The sequence below is a fragment of the Caballeronia sp. A2-2 genome (assembly GCF_057612605.2).
Genome location: NZ_CM172587.1, coordinates 1,458,150 through 1,475,276, shown reverse-complemented (window position 1 = coordinate 1,475,276; position 17,127 = coordinate 1,458,150). Strand labels below are relative to the sequence as shown.

Sequence of the window (17,127 nt, the reverse complement as noted above, 5' to 3'; positions counted from 1 at the left end):
GACGCACGTACTCATGACTCTGCTGAACTCGCATCCCGAACTCTCCTGGCCTGCCGATGATGGCGCCGATCCGTTCATCGGCCTCGAATCCCTCGACGATGCCCACGCCCAAGCCTGGGTCGATGCCCAGAACCACCGTACCGAAACCAACTTCGGCAAGACGCCCGAGGCGCGCGCGCTGGCGGCGCGGCTGGAGAAGGCTTATACGTCGCAGGACCGCATCGTGACGTGCTCGCGTTATAACGACTGGGCGTACAACACGTGGCAGGACGATGCGCATCCGCTGGGCATCGTGCGGCGCACGCCGTGGGACGCGTGGCTCGCGGGCAAGGCGCAATGGGAAACCGTGCTCGATGTCGATGCCCTCGACCTCAACACGCACGCCAACGCCGAAACCCGCTGGACGCTCGCGGACTTCGACATGCGTTATCCCGACTACGACCGCGCGCTGGTGAGTCTCTCGCCGGGCGGCTCGGACGCCTGCATGGTGCGCGAGTTCGACCTTGCAACGAAGCGCTTCGTCGAAGATGGCTTCACGCTGCCCGATGTCGGCAAGCACGATATTTCGTGGATCGACCGCGACACCGTGTACGTCGGCTGGGATGACAGCAAGACCAATCCGCAACCGGCGCTCACGACCTCGGGCTTTCCGCGCCAGTCACGTCGATGGAAACGCGGCACGCCGCTCGCGAATGCGCCCGTGATCTTCGAAGGCACGCGCCGCGATGTCTCGGCGGGCGCGGACTACGATCCCATCGAAAAGCTGCATCTGGCCTCGCGCGCGGTGACTTTCTTCGAGACGCTGCATTACTGGCTCGACGAACCCGCGAACGAATGGCGTCAATACGATCTGCCCGCGCATGCCGACATCGAGCACTGGAACGGCTGGCTGTTCGTCACGCCGCGCAAGAACTGGAACGCGGGCGGGCGGCGTCACGCGCCGGGCACATTGCTCGTCATTCGCCGCGATGCCTTTCTCGCAGGCTCGCGGCATTTCACGACGCTGTTCGCGCCGTCCGAACGCTGCGTGCTCGCGGGCACCGATTTCACGAAGCACTGGATGATCGTCTCGCTGATGGACGACGGCGTGCCGCGCGTGTCGCTCATGCGCCCACCCGCATCCGCCGATTTCACCGCCGCGTGGGATGCGCGCGATTTCGCGCTGCCCGCATCGAGCCAGTCGTACGTCGAATCGATCGATGGCGAGCGCGACGACACCGTGCTCATTCACGTCGAGCATTTTCTGATGCCGCCGTCGCTGCATCACGCAGATCTCGCCAGCGATGCGCCGTGGCGTCTGCTCGCGCGTCTGCCCGCACAATTCGATGCGAGCGGTTTGTCGGCGGTGCGCGCGCATGCCATCGCGCCGGATGGCGAACGCATTCCGTATTGGCTGATCGGCCGCGATGTCGAACGTCAGAGCGGCGCGCGCCCTTGCTTGCTGTATGGCTACGGCGGCTTCGAAGTGCCGCTCGATCCGCATTACGATGCGACCACCGGCATCGCGTGGCTCGAACGCGGCGGGCTGTATGCGGTCGCGAATATTCGCGGCGGCGGCGAATTCGGTCCGGCGTGGCATCAGGCCGCGCTGCGCGAGAAGCGGCAAGTCGCGTTCGACGATTTCTACGCGGTGGCGCAGGCGTTGATCGACAGCGGCGTGACCACGGCGAAGCAGTTGGCGATTCGCGGTGGCAGCAACGGCGGGTTGCTCGTCGGCGTGTGTCTGGTGCAGCGGCCCGAGCTGTTCGGCGCGGTGCTCTCGGAAGTGCCGCTGCTGGACATGGCGCGGTTTCATCTGTTGCTGCAAGGCGCTTCGTGGGTAGACGAATACGGCGATCCCGACGATGCCGATGACCGCGCGGTTCTCCTCGCTTATTCGCCCTATCAGAACGTGAAGGCGGGCGTGGCGTATCCGCCCGCGCTGTTCACATCATCCACGGCGGACGATCGAGTGCATCCCGGTCACGCGCGCAAGATGGCCGCGAAGATGCAGGCGCAGGGTCACGAAAACGTCTGGTATCAGGAGACGGGCGAAGGCGGACACGGCGCGGGCGTGGAGCCGGAAGCCGTCGCGCAGGCGGAAGCGGCGGCGTTCACTTTCCTTGCCTCGAAGATCGGGCCGCTTTGACGTGAGCTTGTTTCAAACCTTCACCGGCGCGGCATGCGAGCGCAGCACCAGCGTGCGGCCGGCGAAGGTAAGCACGCCGCTCACGGCGATCACCACGCCCATGCCGTGCGGCGAGACATCGTGGAACAGGCCGACTGCGAGGCTCGACAGCGCGCCGAGTGCGAGTTGCATCGCGCCGAACACGGCGGCCGCCGCGCCCGCGTTGCGCGGATAGCGATGCATCAGTTCGGTCGTGCAATTGGCCGACAGCACGCCGATCACGCTGACCACGAAGAACAGGCACGCGACGATCGACCACAAGCCGCCCCAGCCTGTGAGCGCGACGAGCGCGACCGCCAGCGCCGCGCCCACGCTCACGAACGAGGCGGCGGAGATCATCTTCATCGCGCCGAGCCGGCCGACGAGCTTCGCGTTCAGCACGTTGCCCAGAATAATCCCGACGATATTCAGCCCGAACAGCAGCCCATAGTGCTGCGGCTTCACATGAAAGTAATCGATGTAGACGAACGGCGTCGCGGTGATATACGCGAACATCGATGCGAACGCCATGCCGCCGCAGATCATGTGGCCCCACGTCACCGGGTCGGTCAGCAAATGGCCGTACGCCGCGAACGACTTGCCGAGCGCCGAACTCGCGCGCTTTTCCTTCGGCCACGTTTCCGGCACGCGCAGGAAGGCGGTCACCGCGCAGATCGCGCCGAACAGCGTCAGGAAGACGAACACCACGCGCCAGCCGCCCAGCAACAGCAATTGGCCGCCGATGAGCGGTGCGAGCAGCGGACCCATCGACGTGACGATGGCGAGCATGGAGAGCACGCGGGCGGCATCGGACGGCTCGTGCGCATCGCGGGCGATGGCACGCGCCAGCACCGACGCCGCGCCCGCGCCGAGCGCTTGCAGGAAGCGCACGAGCACGAGCGAATCGATGGACTGCGCCGCCGTGCAGCCGATGCTCGCCACGACGAACAGCGCGATGCCGCCGAGGAGAATCGGGCGTCGGCCGTAAGCATCGGATAACGGTCCGTACAGCAGCATGCCGAACGAGAAGCCGAACAGGAAACTGGTGAGCGTGCGCTGCGCGTAGTCGGGACTAGTGCCGAATGCCGCCGCCAGCGACGGCAGGCTCGGCAGATACATGTCGATGGACAGCGGACCGCACGCGGCGAGCGCGCCGAGCAACAGAATCAGCCGCGCGTCGGGCCGGCGTCGGGAAGAGTCGGGCATTTAGTCGGGAGTATTGAGGAAGAAGGCTGGCAAGCGTTGAGCGGCCATTGTACGCGTCATCCGTCCCTGTTCTGCTGCTGCGCTAAGCTCTGTTTTTTCCCTATGCCGCTCAAGCGATGACCGCTTTCCTCCTGATCTGGAGCCCGAAGAAATGGCCGTGGCCGGAGTTGCCGGACATCGCGCGGCGCGTCGCCTTGGGCGAAGCCGTCGCCGATGTATGGGGCTGCGGCACCGCGCGCGGCTTGCTGCCAGGCGATCGCGTGTTCGTGCATCGCGTGGCGCAGGAGCCGAAGGGCGTGTTCGCATCGGGCTATGTGACGCGGGCGCCTTACGAAGTGCCGGATGCCGTGAGCAAACGCGGCTATCGCTTGTGCATCGACTTCGTGTACGACTGGCTGGTGGATGCGCACGCGCAAGTCGTCGTCACGCGCGATGAACTGCGCGCGCACCCGTTCTCCGTTCAAACCTGGGACGCGCAGATGTCCGGCACGCTCATCAAGCCGATGGCCGAGGGCGCGCTGGAGAAACTGTGGACCGCGCGCACGGGCAAGCGGCCCTCGCCCGGCGCCCTTGGCGGAGCGCCCTGACGCGAAACGCCGTCCCGGCTCATCGCGGACGAGTCCGGTACAATTTCGTGCATATCTCGGGCGTCGGCCAAGCCTTGTTCCGACGCCTTCGCCGCCACCGGCGAGTCCACTTTCCAGCGCAGGCCCGCATCCATGTCCAAGAATCAAGCTCTCTTCGAACGCGCCCAGCAGACCATTCCCGGCGGCGTGAATTCGCCGGTGCGGGCGTTCCGCTCGGTCGGCGGCACGCCGCGCTTCATCGAGCGCGCGCAAGGCCCGTACTTCTGGGATGCGGACGGCCAGCGCTATATCGACTACATCGGTTCGTGGGGACCGATGATCCTCGGCCACGTTCACCCCGAAGTGCTGGATGCCGTGCAGCGCGTGCTTGCCAACGGCTTTTCGTTTGGCGCGCCCACCGAGGCCGAAATCGAGATCGCGGAGGAAATCTGCAAGCTGGTGCCGTCCATCGAACAGGTGCGCATGGTGTCGAGCGGCACCGAGGCGACCATGAGCGCGTTGCGGCTCGCGCGCGGCTTCACCAACCGCAGCCGCATCATCAAGTTCGAGGGTTGCTATCACGGGCATGCGGACAGTCTGCTCGTGAAAGCGGGTTCGGGACTGCTGACGTTCGGCAATCCGACTTCGGCGGGCGTGCCGGCGGACATCGCCAAGCACACGACCGTGCTCGAATACAACAACGTCGAGCAACTCGATGAAGCCTTCGCGGCTTTCGGCAATGAGATCGCTTCCGTGATTGTCGAGCCGGTCGCGGGCAACATGAACCTCGTGCGCGCGACGCCGGAGTTCCTCAACGCGCTGCGCGAGCGCTGCAACGAATACGGTTCGGTCCTGATCTTCGACGAAGTGATGTGCGGCTTTCGCGTCGCGCTCGGCGGCGCGCAACAGGTGTACGGCATCAAGCCGGACCTGACGTGTCTGGGCAAGGTCATCGGCGGCGGCATGCCCGCTGCGGCCTTCGGCGGACGACGGGACATCATGGCGCATCTCGCGCCGCTCGGCGGCGTGTATCAGGCGGGCACGTTGTCGGGCAATCCGATCGCGGTCGCGGCGGGCCTGAAGACGCTGCAACTGATCCAGCGCCCCGGCTTCTACGATGCCCTCGCGAAGCAAACGCGCAAGCTCGTCGATGGCCTCACCGCCGCCGCGCGCGAAGCCCGCGTGCCCTTCTCCGCCGACTCCATCGGCGGCATGTTCGGCCTGTATTTCATGGAGCAGGTTCCGGCGAGCTTCGCGCAGATTCAGCACGGCGACACGAAGCGCTTCAACGCCTTCTTCCACGCGATGCTCGACGCGGGCGTGTACTTCGCGCCATCGGCCTTCGAAGCGGGTTTCGTATCGAGCGCCCACGACGACGCCGTGATCGACGCGACGCTCGAAGCCGCACGCGGCGCGTTCGCGCAGCTTGCCGCCTGACGCGCGCACGCGGGCCGCACGATGTTCTCGCAAACCGATTTCACCTACATGGAACGCGCGCTGGCGCTGGCTTCGCGCGGCATGTACACGACCACGCCGAATCCGCGCGTGGGCTGTGTGCTCGTCAAGAACGGCGAAGTGATCGGCATGGGTTTCACGCAGCCCGCCGGACAGGATCACGCCGAGATTCGCGCGCTGAAAGATGCCCGTTCGCGCGGCAAAGACCCGCGCGGCGCGACGGCTTATGTCACGCTCGAACCGTGCAGCCACTTCGGACGCACGCCGCCGTGCGCGCATGCGCTGATCGAGGCGCGCGTCGAGAAAGTGATCGCGGCGATGGAAGACCCGAATCCGACCGTGTCCGGGCGCGGGCTCGCCATGCTGCGCGATGCGGGCATCGATGTGCGCTGCGGCTTGCTGGCGAACGAAGCGCATGAGATGAACATCGGCTTCGTGTCGCGCATGACGCGGCGGCGGCCGTGGGTGCGGATGAAGGTGGCCGCATCGCTCGACGGGCGCACGGGCCTGCCTTCGGGCGAAAGCCAGTGGATCACCGGCGAGGACGCACGCGCCGATGGCCACGCCTGGCGTGCGCGCGCCTGCGCCATCCTGACCGGCATCGGCACCGTGCGCGAGGATGATCCGCAACTGACGGTGCGCGCCGTCGATACGCCGCGTCAGCCGCAGCGCGTGCTGATCGACAGCCGTCTGGACGTGCCGCTTTCCGCGCGCATTCTGGAAGGCGCGCCGCCGTGGATCTTCCATTCCGCCGAGGCCGATCCCGCTCGCATCGACGCACTGCGCGATAAAGGCGCGGAACTCGTCGAACTGTCGAACGAGCACGGCAAGGTCGATCTGCACGCCATGCTCACGGCGCTGGCGGATCGCGGCATCAACGAACTGCATGTTGAAGCGGGACACAAGCTCAATGGCTCGCTGGTGCGCGAAGGGTGCGTCGACGAACTGCTGGTGTATGTCGCGCCGTGCCTGCTCGGCAGCGCGCCCGGCATGTTCGATTTCCTGCCGCCCGACACGCTGGATGCGCGGCCGCATCTGAAGTTTCATCGCATCGACCGGCTCGGCGACGATCTGCGCATCCTTGCGCGTTTCGCCGAGGCGAAGGACGTCACCAACGAACTGCGCTGACACGCGCTGCATGAAAGGAAGGCATCGATGTTTACAGGAATCGTCACGGCGGTCGGCCGCATCGAAAAAGTCACGCCGCTGGGCGCGGAACTGCAAGCGGGCGTGCGTCTGACGGTGAGCGCCGGCGGGCTCGATCTCGGCGATGTCGAACTGGGCGACAGCATCGCCATTCAGGGCGCGTGCATGACGGTGATCGAAAAATCGGCGAATGCGTTCGATGTCGATGTCTCGCGCGAAAGCCTCAATAAAACGGTCGGGCTCGGTGAAACGGGCGCGGCGGTGAATCTGGAAAAGGCGCTGCGCGCGCATGACCGGCTGGGCGGGCATCTCGTGTCCGGCCACGTCGATGGCCTGGGCGTGGTGTCGCGCTTCGAGCGCGTGGGCGAATCGCATGAGCTTCGTGTCGTCGCGCCGAAGGACATCGGCAAATATCTGGCCTATAAGGGGTCGGTGACGGTGAACGGCGTGAGCCTCACCGTCAATTCGGTCAGCGACAGCGCCGAGGACTGCGAGTTTTCCATCAACCTGATTCCGCATACGGTCGAAGTCACGACGCTTCATGCGCTCAAAGCGGGCGCGCAGGTCAATCTGGAGATCGACCTGATCGCGCGCTATGTGGAAAGGATGATGAACGCGTCGTAACGCGCCCGGCGACCGGCGCGGCTAATCCTGAAGATGGCGGATCGACAGCAGGTGGATGGAATCGCCGGAAACGAGATACAGAATCCGGTATTGGCCCGTCACTTCGTCGCCGAAGGAATATTGGAAGACATCGCTGCACGGCGATTTGCGGTCGCGCAGCATGTCCTCCAGCGGTTCGGGCGACGGCGTATCGTCATCGGCTTCCGACAGGTCTTCGTGCAGACGCTGGCCTGCTTCGGGATCGCGCTCGAGCGTGGGAATCACCTCGTGTCGAATGAGGTCGATCACGCGATCGAACACGGACGGCGTGCCGACGCAGCGCCAAAACTTCCCTATTTCCGCCACGCGCCCGCCAAAATAGGTCGTGAGAAGAACCGCCGCGCGCCGATCCTGATCGACCATTGCGTCTTGGGTGTGCTGTTTCGAAACCGACATTGCCGCTCCATTGCGTGATTGAGGAGCCGCCAGTTTTTCACCCGGCCGGACTTCGCACCATTCAGCCGGATGGCATAAGCAAAATCGCATGGCGCCGAGCCAACCGATTTCACCGACCGTCCATCGGCCGTGGCGTAAAATACGCGCTTCGCCAAACCGCACTTCACGGGACGTCACCATGCCGCTCGCCTCCACTCCAGAGATCATCGCCGAACTCAAAGCCGGCAAAATGGTGATCCTCGTCGATGAAGAAGACCGCGAAAACGAAGGCGATCTCGTGCTGGCCGCCGAGTTCGTCACGCCGGAAGCCATTAATTTCATGGCGAAATACGGGCGCGGGCTGATCTGCCTGACCGTCACGCCGGAGCGCTGCAAGCAGTTGAACCTGCCGCTCATGACGCACCGCAACGGCACGCAATACGGGACGGCGTTCACCGTGAGCATCGAGGCGGCCGAAGGCGTTACCACGGGCATTTCGGCGTCGGACCGTGCGCGCACCATCCGCGCGGCGGTCGCACCGGATGCGCGGCCCGAGCACATCGTCCAGCCGGGCCACGTGTTCCCGATCATGGCGCAGCCCGGCGGCGTGCTCGTGCGCGCGGGCCACACGGAAGCCGGTTGCGATCTGACCGCGCTCGCCGGCCTCATGCCTTCGTCCGTGATCTGCGAAGTCATCAAGGACGACGGCGAAATGGCGCGCTTGCCCGACCTGATCGAATTCGGCGAGCAGCATGGCATCAAGATCGGCACCATCGCCGATCTGATCCACTACCGCAGCCGCACGGAATCGATCATCGAAAAGGTGGGCGAGCGGGTCATGCAAACCGCGCACGGCACGTTCCGCGCGGTGCTGTATCGCGACGAACCCACGCGTTCGCCGCATATCGCGCTGGTACGCGGCACGCCCACGCCCGAGCGCGAAACGCCGGTGCGCGTGCACGAACCGCTGTCTGTGCTGGATCTGCTGGAAACGGATGCGTCCACGCATTCCTGGACCATCGACGCCGCGATGAAGGAAATCGCCGCGCGCGACCTCGGCGCCATCGTCATGCTGAATTGCGGCGACTCGAAGGAGCATCTGGTGGACGTGTTCCGCGCCTTCGACGAGAAGGAAAAAGCGGCCGTGCTGCAACGCCGGCCAATCGACTTCAAGACCTACGGCATCGGCGCGCAAATCCTGCGCGATCTGGGCGTGGGCAAGATGCAGGTGCTCGCGAATCCGCGCAGGCTCGGCAGCATGTCGGGTTACGGGCTGGAAGTGACAGGCTTCGTGCCGATGCCCGGCTGCCCCGCGACCGCCGCGCCCACGGATGCGAACATCGCGCAGTTGCGCTCGGCCTGACTGCGCCGCATCTGAATCACCTCATTCCACACTTACGGAAACATTCATGGAAATCGGACAATACCAGCCCAACCTCGACGGTGACGGCTTGCGCATCGGCATCGTGCAGTCGCGCTTCAACGAACCGGTGTGCAACGGCCTCGCCGATGCGTGCATCGAGGAGCTGGAGCGTCTCGGCGTGATCGGCGAGGACGTGCTGCTCGTCACCGTGCCGGGCGCACTCGAAATTCCGCTCGCGCTGCAAAAGCTGGCGGAATCGGGCCAGTTCGACGCGCTCATCGCGGTCGGTTGCGTGGTGCGCGGCGAGACGTATCACTTCGAACTCGTGTCGAATGAGAACGGCTCGGGCATTTCGCGCATCGCGCTGGACTTCGGCATTCCGGTTGCAAACGGCGTGTTGACCACCGAAAACGACGAGCAAGCGGTCGCGCGCATGACCGAAAAAGGCCGTGACGCTGCCCGCGTGGCGGTGGAAATGGCGAATCTCTCGGTCGCGCTCGAACAGTTGAGCGGCGACGAGGACGAAGACGAGGAAGACGAAGAAGAGGACCGCGCATGAAAAGCGCTCGCCGCCGTTCGCGCGAACTCGCGACGCAAGGGCTTTACCAATGGTTGCTGTCGGGCGCGCCGTTTGGCGAAATCGACTCGCAACTACGCACCACGCAGGGTTACGACAAGGCCGATCAGACGCATCTCGATGCCATTCTGCGCGGGGTCATCAAGGAATCGGACGAGCTTTCGGCGCAGTTGCAGCCGTGTCTGGACCGTCCGATCGAACAACTCTCGCCGGTCGAGCGCGCGGTGCTGCTGGTCGCCGCGTTCGAGTTCAAGCATCACATCGACGTGCCGTATCGCGTGGTCATCAACGAAGCGGTCGAACTGACGAAAACCTTCGGCGGCTCGGACGGCTATAAGTACGTCAACGGCGTGCTGGACAAGCTCGCCGTGGCGATGCGTCCGACCGAAGCGCAGGCACGCGGGCGCGGCTGATGAACCGCGCGTCCGAACCGCTGCTCCGACTCGCCTCGCGGGTCGATGCCATCGAGCCGTTCTATGTGATGGAGCTGATGAAAGAGGCTCAGGCGCTGGAACGCGCGGGGCGCGACATCATCCATATGAGCATCGGCGAGCCGGATTTCACAGCGCCGGAACCGGTCACGCGCGCCGCCGCCGATGCCCTCACGCGCGGCGTCACGCAGTACACGAACGCGCTGGGCATCGCGCCGCTGCGCGAGGCGATCGCGCGGCATTATCTCGATACGTTCGGCATCAAGGTCGCGCCGGAGCGGATCGTGGTGACGGCGGGTGCGTCGGCGGCGCTGCTGCTGGCGTGCCTCGCGCTTGTCGATCAGGGCGACGAAGTGCTGATGCCCGACCCGTGCTATCCGTGCAACCGGCATTTCGTGTCGGCGGCGAACGGCAAGCCGGTGCTGATTCCGAGCGGTCCAGACGAGCGTTTTCAGTTGACGGCGGCGCATGTCGAGGAACATTGGAACGCGCACACGCGCGGCGTGCTGCTGGCATCGCCGTCGAATCCCACGGGAACGTCGATCGAGCCGGACGAGTTGCGGCGCATCGTCGAGACGGTGCGGGAGCGCGGTGGCTTCACCATCGTCGATGAGATCTATCAGGGCTTGAGCTACGACGCGAAGCCGGTGTCGGCGCTGTCCTTCGGCGAGGATGTCATCACGGTCAACAGCTTTTCGAAGTACTTCAACATGACCGGCTGGCGGCTGGGCTGGCTCGTCGTGCCGCCGGGAATGGTGAGCGCGGTCGAGAAGCTCGCGCAAAATCTGTTCATTTGCGCGTCGGCGTTGGCGCAGCATGCGGCGCTCGCGTGTTTCGAGCCGGCGACCATCGCCATCTACGAAACGCGGCGCATGGAGTTCAAGCGGCGGCGGGATTTCATCGTGCCGGCGCTGCGTTCGCTGGGCTTCGGCGTGCCGGTCGTGCCGGACGGCGCGTTTTACGTTTATGCGGATACGACGGGCGTGCATCATCCGGCGGCGGGAAACAGCGACGCGCTCTCGCATGCCATGCTGCACGATGCGGGCGTGGTGCTCGTGCCGGGGCAGGATTTCGGCTTTCATGCGCCGGAGCGGTATATCCGGCTCTCATACGCCACGGCTTACGAGAAGCTGGAAGAAGCGGTCGGGCGGCTCGGCTCTTTGTTCGGCCGATAAAGCCAAGACGCAAAAAAGGGCACCGAGGTGCCCTTTTCTACATTCAAACCTTCAAAGCATCACGCGCCGAATTCTGCCGAAGCCACATGCTTCGCATCGTTCTGCTGCGCGTTGTCACTGTTTTCTTCGTCCGAACCCGCCTTCTTCTGCGAGTCGATGGTCGCATGCACGCGCTTGTTGCCGTTCGCATCCGCCGAGGTCGAAGCCAACACCTGCTTCGGCGTGGCCTGAACAGGCGCTTGCGGCCCGTTGATCGGCACGTTGCGGCCGCGCGCGACATCGCGCAGACGCGAGCGTTCGGCAAGCACCTTCGCGCCGTAGCCGCCATCGTCCGGGTTGGTCGAGCCGACGTAATAACGCAGACCGCCCGCGACCGAACCGCCCCGCGCGATGCAGTCCTTCAGCACCAGCGCGCCGACCTTGATGTTCGCCAGCGGATCAAGCGCCGCCGTGGAGCCGCCGAAGTACTGAAACTTGTCCGAATGAACCGTGGACATCACCTGCATCAAACCCTTCGCGCCGACGCCGCTTTCGGCATACGGATTGAAACCCGATTCGATGGCCATCACCGACAAAAGCAGTAGCGGATCGAGACCGACTTCGCGGCCCGTGTCGAACGCGGCACGCACGAGCGCGCTGACCGGTTCCTGCGCCACACGATAACGCCGCGCGATGAACGTCGCGACGAGTTGCTGCTCGCGAGTGGAGACGAGCACGCGGTCATCCCGTGCATCCGCGACCACGCGCAGCGACGGAATGGCGCTGGCGAGCATGCCGATGGACGGCATCGTGCGCGGATCGAGTCCGTTCGGCGACACGGCCAGGCTGATTCCGCCCGTCAGTTGATGCGTGCTGCCGTCATCGCTGGCGGCAGCGCCGAGCGAAGGCGTGACCGCGGGCGGCGCAGTCCGGTTCGTGGACGCGAGGCTGGCCACGATATTGCTGGGTAGCTGTGTATCGACCGGCGAACGATGCACCGCCGAAAACGGCGGCAACGGCTGTCCGGCGAGCAGACGCGCGGGTCCGGCCTGAACGGCGGCAGACACGAACGGCATGACTTTCGCGGCAAGATTGGTGCGCCACGAAGGAAGCAACCACAAGGCAAGTGCGGAAACTACCGCAGCACAGCCTATTAAACTGAGTAAATGGTGACTCACACGGCGTCCACGACGAAGCGCGATTCGCATTACTTGCGCCGCGCGGGTGTCGGAACCCCACCAGGTTGAAGCGTTCATCGGTTCTCCCAATGTTGCATGATTAACGCAGATGAATACGAATAAAGCTCGAATCAAACGCGTAAATCAGACACCGCTCGCCTTGGCAAGCATGAGCGGCATCGGGGATACGGCATGCGCCGTGAAAGAAGCCAGACCGGCGAACTACACCGGTGTGCGCGGCACGAAAAACATGCCCTAAATGCGCAAAAGGCTTCTCACGCGAAAAACCGGCGCTCGGAAAACGCCGGTCAAGAAAACCAACAGCCATGAATCGCCGGGCAGGAACGGCGCAGGCGACGCACGTGCGTCTGAAGAAAACCTGAAGGCAGCGGTGAAAATTGCAAAACCTGCAATGGATGACGAGCGATTCTAGCAGGGTTTAATGATCCGTCAATGCTATGCGCCCCTGTTTCAATTACTTACAGTTATATAGACCGCCCGTTTTGAGGCTCGACCCACGTCGGACCGGCCTTTTCCACCAGAGTTCGCTGAATGTCATCAAACGTACCGACGAAGACCTAGGTAAAATCGACAATCGCATGGCGCGCAGCCGTCCCGCTCCTTCGAGCGCCCCGAGTCTTCACACGTTCATCGATGAAATACAAAGATCTGCGCGATTTCACCGCCCGCCTCGAAGCGCTCGGCGAATTGCGCCGCGTTCGGCAGCCCGTTTCCCCCGTTCTCGAAATCACTGAACTGTCCGACCGCGTGTTGCGCGCGGGCGGGCCTGCCCTGCTTTTCGAAAAACCCGTCGGTCACGCGATGCCGGTGCTCGCCAACCTGTTCGGCACGACGCGCCGAGTCGCGCTGGGCATGGGCATCGAAACGGAAACGCCGGTGAGCGCCGATGCCACGCTCGGCAGCGACACGGCCGCGCTCGGTTCGCTGCGCGATGTGGGCCGTCTGCTCTCCGCGCTCAAGGAACCCGAACCGCCCAAGGGCCTGCGCGATGCCGGCAAGCTGCTGACGCTCGCCAAGGCGGTGTGGGACATGGCGCCGAAGACGGTCAGTTCGCCGCCGTGCCAGGAGATCGTCTGGGAAGGCGATGACGTCGACCTGAACCGCCTGCCGATTCAAACATGCTGGCCCGGCGACGCCGGACCGCTGCTGACATGGGGACTCACCGTGACGCGCGGGCCGAACAAGCCGCGCCAGAATCTCGGCATCTACCGGCAGCAGTTGATCGGGCGCAACAAGCTCATCATGCGGTGGCTTGCGCATCGCGGCGGCGCGCTGGATTTTCGCGAGTTCGCGCTCGCCAATCCGGGCAAGCCGTATCCGGTCGCCGTCGTGCTCGGCGCGGACCCGGCCACGATTCTCGGCGCGGTTACGCCGGTGCCTGATTCGTTGTCCGAATATCAGTTCGCGGGGTTGCTGCGCGGCTCGCGAACCGAACTCGCGAAGTGCATGACGCCGGGCGTCGATACGCTGCAAGTGCCCGCGCGCGCGGAGATCGTGCTGGAAGGGTTCATTCATCCGCAAACGGGCGATGTGCCGCCCGCTCCGCCCGGCGCGCCGCCGCGCCCGAGCGCCGGTGCAAGCGCGCGTTACGAGCACGCGCTCGAAGGCCCGTATGGCGATCACACCGGCTACTACAACGAGCAGGAGTGGTTTCCGGTTTTCACGGTCGAGCGCATCACCATGCGGCGTGATCCCGTGTTCCATTCGACCTACACCGGCAAGCCGCCCGACGAACCCGCCGTGCTCGGCGTCGCGCTCAACGAAGTGTTCGTGCCGCTGTTGCAGAAGCAATTCACCGAGATCACCGACTTCTATCTGCCGCCCGAGGGATGCAGCTACCGCATGGCCATCGTGCAGATGAAGAAAAGTTATCCCGGCCACGCCAAGCGCGTGATGTTCGGCGTGTGGAGCTTCCTGCGGCAGTTCATGTACACGAAGTTCATCGTCGTGGTGGATGAAGACGTGAACGTGCGCGACTGGAAGGAAGTGATCTGGGCGATCACCACGCGCGTCGATCCCGTGCGCGACACGGTGATGGTCGACAGCACGCCGATCGACTATCTGGATTTCGCTTCGCCCGTGGCGGGTCTCGGCTCGAAGATGGGGCTCGACGCCACCAACAAATGGCCCGGCGAAACCTCGCGCGAATGGGGCCGCCCGATCGTGATGGATGCAGCGGTCAAGCGTCGCGTCGATGATCTGTGGACCGAAATCGGACTGGACAAGCCATGATCGCAGCGACGGTTTATCGGGGCGATGTCATCGAGAACACGCACACGGCGCATATCGCCGTGGTGGATGCGCAGGGCCGCCTGCTGCATTCGTTCGGCGATCCGCATCGCGTGACCTTGCCGCGTTCGGCGGCCAAGCCCGCGCAGGCGCTCGCCGTGATGGAAACGGGCGCGCTGGAACGCTTCGGTTTCGATGACGCCGATCTCGCGCTGATGTGTGCATCGCACAGCAGCGAGCCGCGTCATATCGAAGGCGTGCGCGCGATGCTCGCCAAAGCGCACGCGGACGAAAGCGATCTGCGCTGCGGCGGTCATCCGCCGATTTCGGACGCCGTGCAACGCGACTGGATCAAGCGCGGCTTCACGCCGACCGCCGTGTGCAGCAATTGTTCGGGCAAGCACGCCGGCATGCTCGCGGGCGCACGCGCGATGAACGCGCCGCTGGCGGATTACCACTTGCCCGATCATCCGTTGCAGGCGCATGTGAAGCGCACCATGGCGCGCGCGCTCGATCTGCGTGACGACAACGTGCAATGGGCCATCGACGGCTGCAATCTGCCGACGCCCGCGTTCCCGCTCGATCGTCTCGCGCGCTTCTTCGCCCGCCTGGCCGATGCGCCCGACGGCGCGCCGCTGTCGCGCATCTATCGCGCGATGACGTCGTATCCCGAACTCGTCGCGGGCGATGGACGATTCTGCACGCGCCTCATGCGCACGTTCGACGGCGCGCTCGTCGGCAAGACCGGCGCGGATGCGAGCTATGCCATCGGCGTGAAGCGTCCCGAAGGCGCGATCGGCATCGCGGTGAAGGTCGAGGATGGCAACGGCTTCGTCATTCAGGCGATCGTCGTGCGCGTGCTGGATTTGCTCGGCATCGGCACGGACGAACAACGGCGCGCGCTGGACGATATGCGTCATCCATCCATGCGCAACACCATGAACGTGCCCACCGGGCGGCTCGACGTGAGTTTCGATCTTCACCCTCATCCATAACGAAAAAATGCATTCGTGGTCGCTGCTGTCGGACGGTTTTTTTCTGTCGCTGTCGTTGTGTCTGGATATCGGGATCGCGAATGTCGCGATCATCTCGCTCGTGTTGTCGCATGGGTTCAGGCCGGGCTTCGTGCTCGGTCTCGGCACGTGTTTCGGCGATCTGTTCTATGCGGCGCTGGCGCTGGCGGGCATGTCGGCGCTGCTGCAATTCGCGCCCGTGCGATGGGTCGTGTGGATCGGCGGCGCGATCGTGCTGCTGTTCCTGACGTGGAAGATGGCGCGCGAGGCGCTGTATCCCGCGTCCGCGCCGCCGGTCGAAGGCGAAGCGGATCTGCGGACGCCGCGCCAGAGTCACCTCAAGAGCTTCGTTCGCGGATGCCTGCTGGCGGTGTCGTCGCCAAGCGCGATGATCTGGTTCGCGGCGGTGGGCGGCGCGCTCATCGCGAAGGCCGGTGCGAGCAGTCCGGTGAGTGCGTCCGTGTTTCTGACGGGTTTTTTCTGCGGCGGACTGGGCTGGACGCTCTTCATCTGCACACTCGCAAGCCACGGACGCAAACGCGCCGGCGCAGGTTTGCTGCGCGCGTGTCATGTGATGTCGGCGGTATTGTTCGCTTACTTCGCGTACAGCGTGATCGTGAGCGGATACCGCGATTTGATCGTCAACGCGGCGTCCTGAAGGTTTTCATCGCGCAAACAAAAAAGCGATGCAGGTTTAGCTGCATCGCTTTTTTTATTCGCCCTGACGGCTCAGTGCCAATATCCCGGCCCATGCCGATAGTAACCGTGGTGACGATAATACGGCCGGCCGTAGTACCCATATCCTCCTCCGACATAGACGGGAGGCGGCGGTGCATAAACCACCGGCGGAGGCGGCGGCGCGTACATGACGGGCGGCGGCGGCGCGACATACACCGGTTGCGGCGGCGGCGCATAAACCGGATACGCCGGATACGCCTGATAAGCCGGCACCCCGATGCCGATGCCCACGGACACATGCGCCTGCGCCACGCCTAAAAAACCGGCAGCCAACGCGCCTGCAACCAACAACTGACTGATCTTTTTCACGTTTGTTCTCCTCGCCGCTTTCGGCTGGCCATCCAGCACGCACGGCGGTACAGAATCCAATCTATCGAAAAAGCACAGTCGTTGCAGAACCCATTTGTAGCAAATTGCAAGTTCCTTAACGGAAGTTTCAGCGTGTAAGGCAATTCGAACACTGGCGACGGGCTACTTCGGTCATCGCGACATCAGACGGCCTTTAACAAGTAACGCATATTTACAACTCCAATCAAAAGCCCCGCCGTACCTGACGCACAGCGGGGCTTTTGAAGTAATACCTTTAATTCGATCAGCCGACTTTCACATAAGCGAATTCACGCGTGACATTCGGCGGGACATACGCGCCACCGATCACGACACGCGGCGTCAGGCGCTTCTTCTGATCCCACCAGCAACGGCGTTGGGCCTGACTCAAGAATCGCAAATGCTTCCGGTAAGAAAAAATGCTCATGGCGACCTCCGTACGTTGCGAAAGAAACCTGTGTAGAGCGCGTGCGCGCAGACGGCATTTTTTGGCTTTGGGCTGATCCCCTCTTTTAATTTGATAATCCGCGCTGTCAATG

17 protein-coding genes are annotated in these 17,127 nt (G+C 64.1%); 12 read left to right on the top strand and 5 right to left on the bottom strand.

Annotated features, from left to right (window positions below; translation table 11 throughout):
* Positions 1-13 precede the first annotated feature (13 nt).
* On the top strand, positions 14-2,128 hold the full coding sequence (locus tag ACZCWR_RS06975) for a prolyl oligopeptidase family serine peptidase (RefSeq protein WP_487302969.1): 2,115 nt from the start codon (positions 14-16) through the stop codon (positions 2,126-2,128).
* Positions 2,129-2,140: 12 nt separating this feature from the next.
* Here ACZCWR_RS06975 and ACZCWR_RS06970 read toward each other — a convergent pair whose 3' ends face one another.
* A complete protein-coding gene (locus ACZCWR_RS06970; protein WP_487302968.1) occupies positions 2,141-3,352 on the bottom strand; it encodes a Bcr/CflA family multidrug efflux MFS transporter in 1,212 nt (403 codons plus the stop codon).
* Between the two features lie 116 nt (positions 3,353-3,468).
* Between ACZCWR_RS06970 and ACZCWR_RS06965 the strand changes: the two genes are divergently transcribed.
* From ACZCWR_RS06965 to ACZCWR_RS06950, 4 genes are all read left to right on the top strand, one after another.
* Positions 3,469-3,939, top strand: coding sequence for a hypothetical protein (locus ACZCWR_RS06965; protein ID WP_487302967.1), 471 nt, complete (start codon positions 3,469-3,471; stop codon positions 3,937-3,939).
* A gap of 132 nt (positions 3,940-4,071) precedes the next feature.
* Positions 4,072-5,355 (top strand): glutamate-1-semialdehyde 2,1-aminomutase, encoded by a 1,284-nt coding sequence (hemL, locus tag ACZCWR_RS06960; protein ID WP_487302966.1) that lies wholly within the window; start codon positions 4,072-4,074, stop codon positions 5,353-5,355.
* Between the two features lie 21 nt (positions 5,356-5,376).
* The gene (ribD, locus tag ACZCWR_RS06955) at positions 5,377-6,501 is read left to right on the top strand and encodes a bifunctional diaminohydroxyphosphoribosylaminopyrimidine deaminase/5-amino-6-(5-phosphoribosylamino)uracil reductase RibD (RefSeq protein WP_487302965.1); all 1,125 of its coding nucleotides are present in this window, start codon (positions 5,377-5,379) and stop codon (positions 6,499-6,501) included.
* Positions 6,502-6,528: 27 nt separating this feature from the next.
* Positions 6,529-7,143, top strand: a complete 615-nt coding sequence (locus ACZCWR_RS06950) for a riboflavin synthase (RefSeq protein WP_487302964.1) — start codon at positions 6,529-6,531, stop codon at positions 7,141-7,143.
* Between the two features lie 21 nt (positions 7,144-7,164).
* Here the strand turns inward: ACZCWR_RS06950 and ACZCWR_RS06945 are convergent, their stop codons facing one another.
* On the bottom strand, positions 7,165-7,578 hold the full coding sequence (locus ACZCWR_RS06945; RefSeq protein ID WP_487302963.1) for a hypothetical protein: 414 nt from the start codon (positions 7,576-7,578) through the stop codon (positions 7,165-7,167).
* Between the two features lie 178 nt (positions 7,579-7,756).
* Here ACZCWR_RS06945 and ribBA point away from each other — a divergent pair, with 178 nt between their 5' ends.
* The 4 genes from ribBA to ACZCWR_RS06925 are packed head-to-tail and all read left to right on the top strand — an operon-like array spanning position 7,757 to position 11,103.
* Entirely contained in the window at positions 7,757-8,920 is a 1,164-nt protein-coding gene (gene ribBA, locus ACZCWR_RS06940) for a bifunctional 3,4-dihydroxy-2-butanone-4-phosphate synthase/GTP cyclohydrolase II (RefSeq protein ID WP_487302962.1), read from the top strand.
* 46 nt (positions 8,921-8,966) lie between these two features.
* A complete protein-coding gene (gene ribH, locus ACZCWR_RS06935) occupies positions 8,967-9,479 on the top strand; it encodes a 6,7-dimethyl-8-ribityllumazine synthase (protein WP_487302961.1) in 513 nt (170 codons plus the stop codon).
* Positions 9,476-9,910 (top strand): transcription antitermination factor NusB, encoded by a 435-nt coding sequence (gene nusB / locus ACZCWR_RS06930; protein WP_487302960.1) that lies wholly within the window; start codon positions 9,476-9,478, stop codon positions 9,908-9,910. The genes ribH and nusB overlap by 4 nt, the downstream gene beginning before the upstream one ends.
* Entirely contained in the window at positions 9,910-11,103 is a 1,194-nt protein-coding gene (locus tag ACZCWR_RS06925; RefSeq protein ID WP_487302959.1) for a pyridoxal phosphate-dependent aminotransferase, read from the top strand. Before nusB ends, ACZCWR_RS06925 begins: the two co-directional genes overlap by 1 nt.
* A gap of 59 nt (positions 11,104-11,162) precedes the next feature.
* On the opposite strand, the gene ACZCWR_RS06920 is transcribed toward ACZCWR_RS06925, so the two are convergent.
* Positions 11,163-12,338, bottom strand: coding sequence for a transglycosylase SLT domain-containing protein (locus ACZCWR_RS06920; RefSeq protein ID WP_487302958.1), 1,176 nt, complete (start codon positions 12,336-12,338; stop codon positions 11,163-11,165).
* Positions 12,339-12,914: 576 nt separating this feature from the next.
* On the opposite strand from ACZCWR_RS06920, the gene ACZCWR_RS06915 reads away from it, so the two are divergent.
* Genes ACZCWR_RS06915 through ACZCWR_RS06905 form a run of 3 tightly spaced genes read left to right on the top strand, consistent with a single transcriptional unit; the run spans position 12,915 to position 16,181 of the window.
* The gene (locus tag ACZCWR_RS06915; RefSeq protein WP_487302957.1) at positions 12,915-14,513 is read left to right on the top strand and encodes a UbiD family decarboxylase; all 1,599 of its coding nucleotides are present in this window, start codon (positions 12,915-12,917) and stop codon (positions 14,511-14,513) included.
* The gene (locus ACZCWR_RS06910; RefSeq protein ID WP_487302956.1) at positions 14,510-15,505 is read left to right on the top strand and encodes an asparaginase; all 996 of its coding nucleotides are present in this window, start codon (positions 14,510-14,512) and stop codon (positions 15,503-15,505) included. Before ACZCWR_RS06915 ends, ACZCWR_RS06910 begins: the two co-directional genes overlap by 4 nt.
* 7 nt (positions 15,506-15,512) lie before the next feature.
* Positions 15,513-16,181: a LysE family translocator gene (locus tag ACZCWR_RS06905; RefSeq protein WP_487302955.1), complete on the top strand. Its 669-nt coding sequence runs from the start codon at positions 15,513-15,515 to the stop codon at positions 16,179-16,181.
* Between the two features lie 71 nt (positions 16,182-16,252).
* On the opposite strand, the gene ACZCWR_RS06900 is transcribed toward ACZCWR_RS06905, so the two are convergent.
* Positions 16,253-16,570, bottom strand: coding sequence for a hypothetical protein (locus ACZCWR_RS06900; protein WP_487302954.1), 318 nt, complete (start codon positions 16,568-16,570; stop codon positions 16,253-16,255).
* Positions 16,571-16,853: 283 nt separating this feature from the next.
* On the bottom strand, positions 16,854-17,015 hold the full coding sequence (locus ACZCWR_RS06895) for a hypothetical protein (protein WP_487302953.1): 162 nt from the start codon (positions 17,013-17,015) through the stop codon (positions 16,854-16,856).
* Positions 17,016-17,127 lie beyond the last annotated feature (112 nt).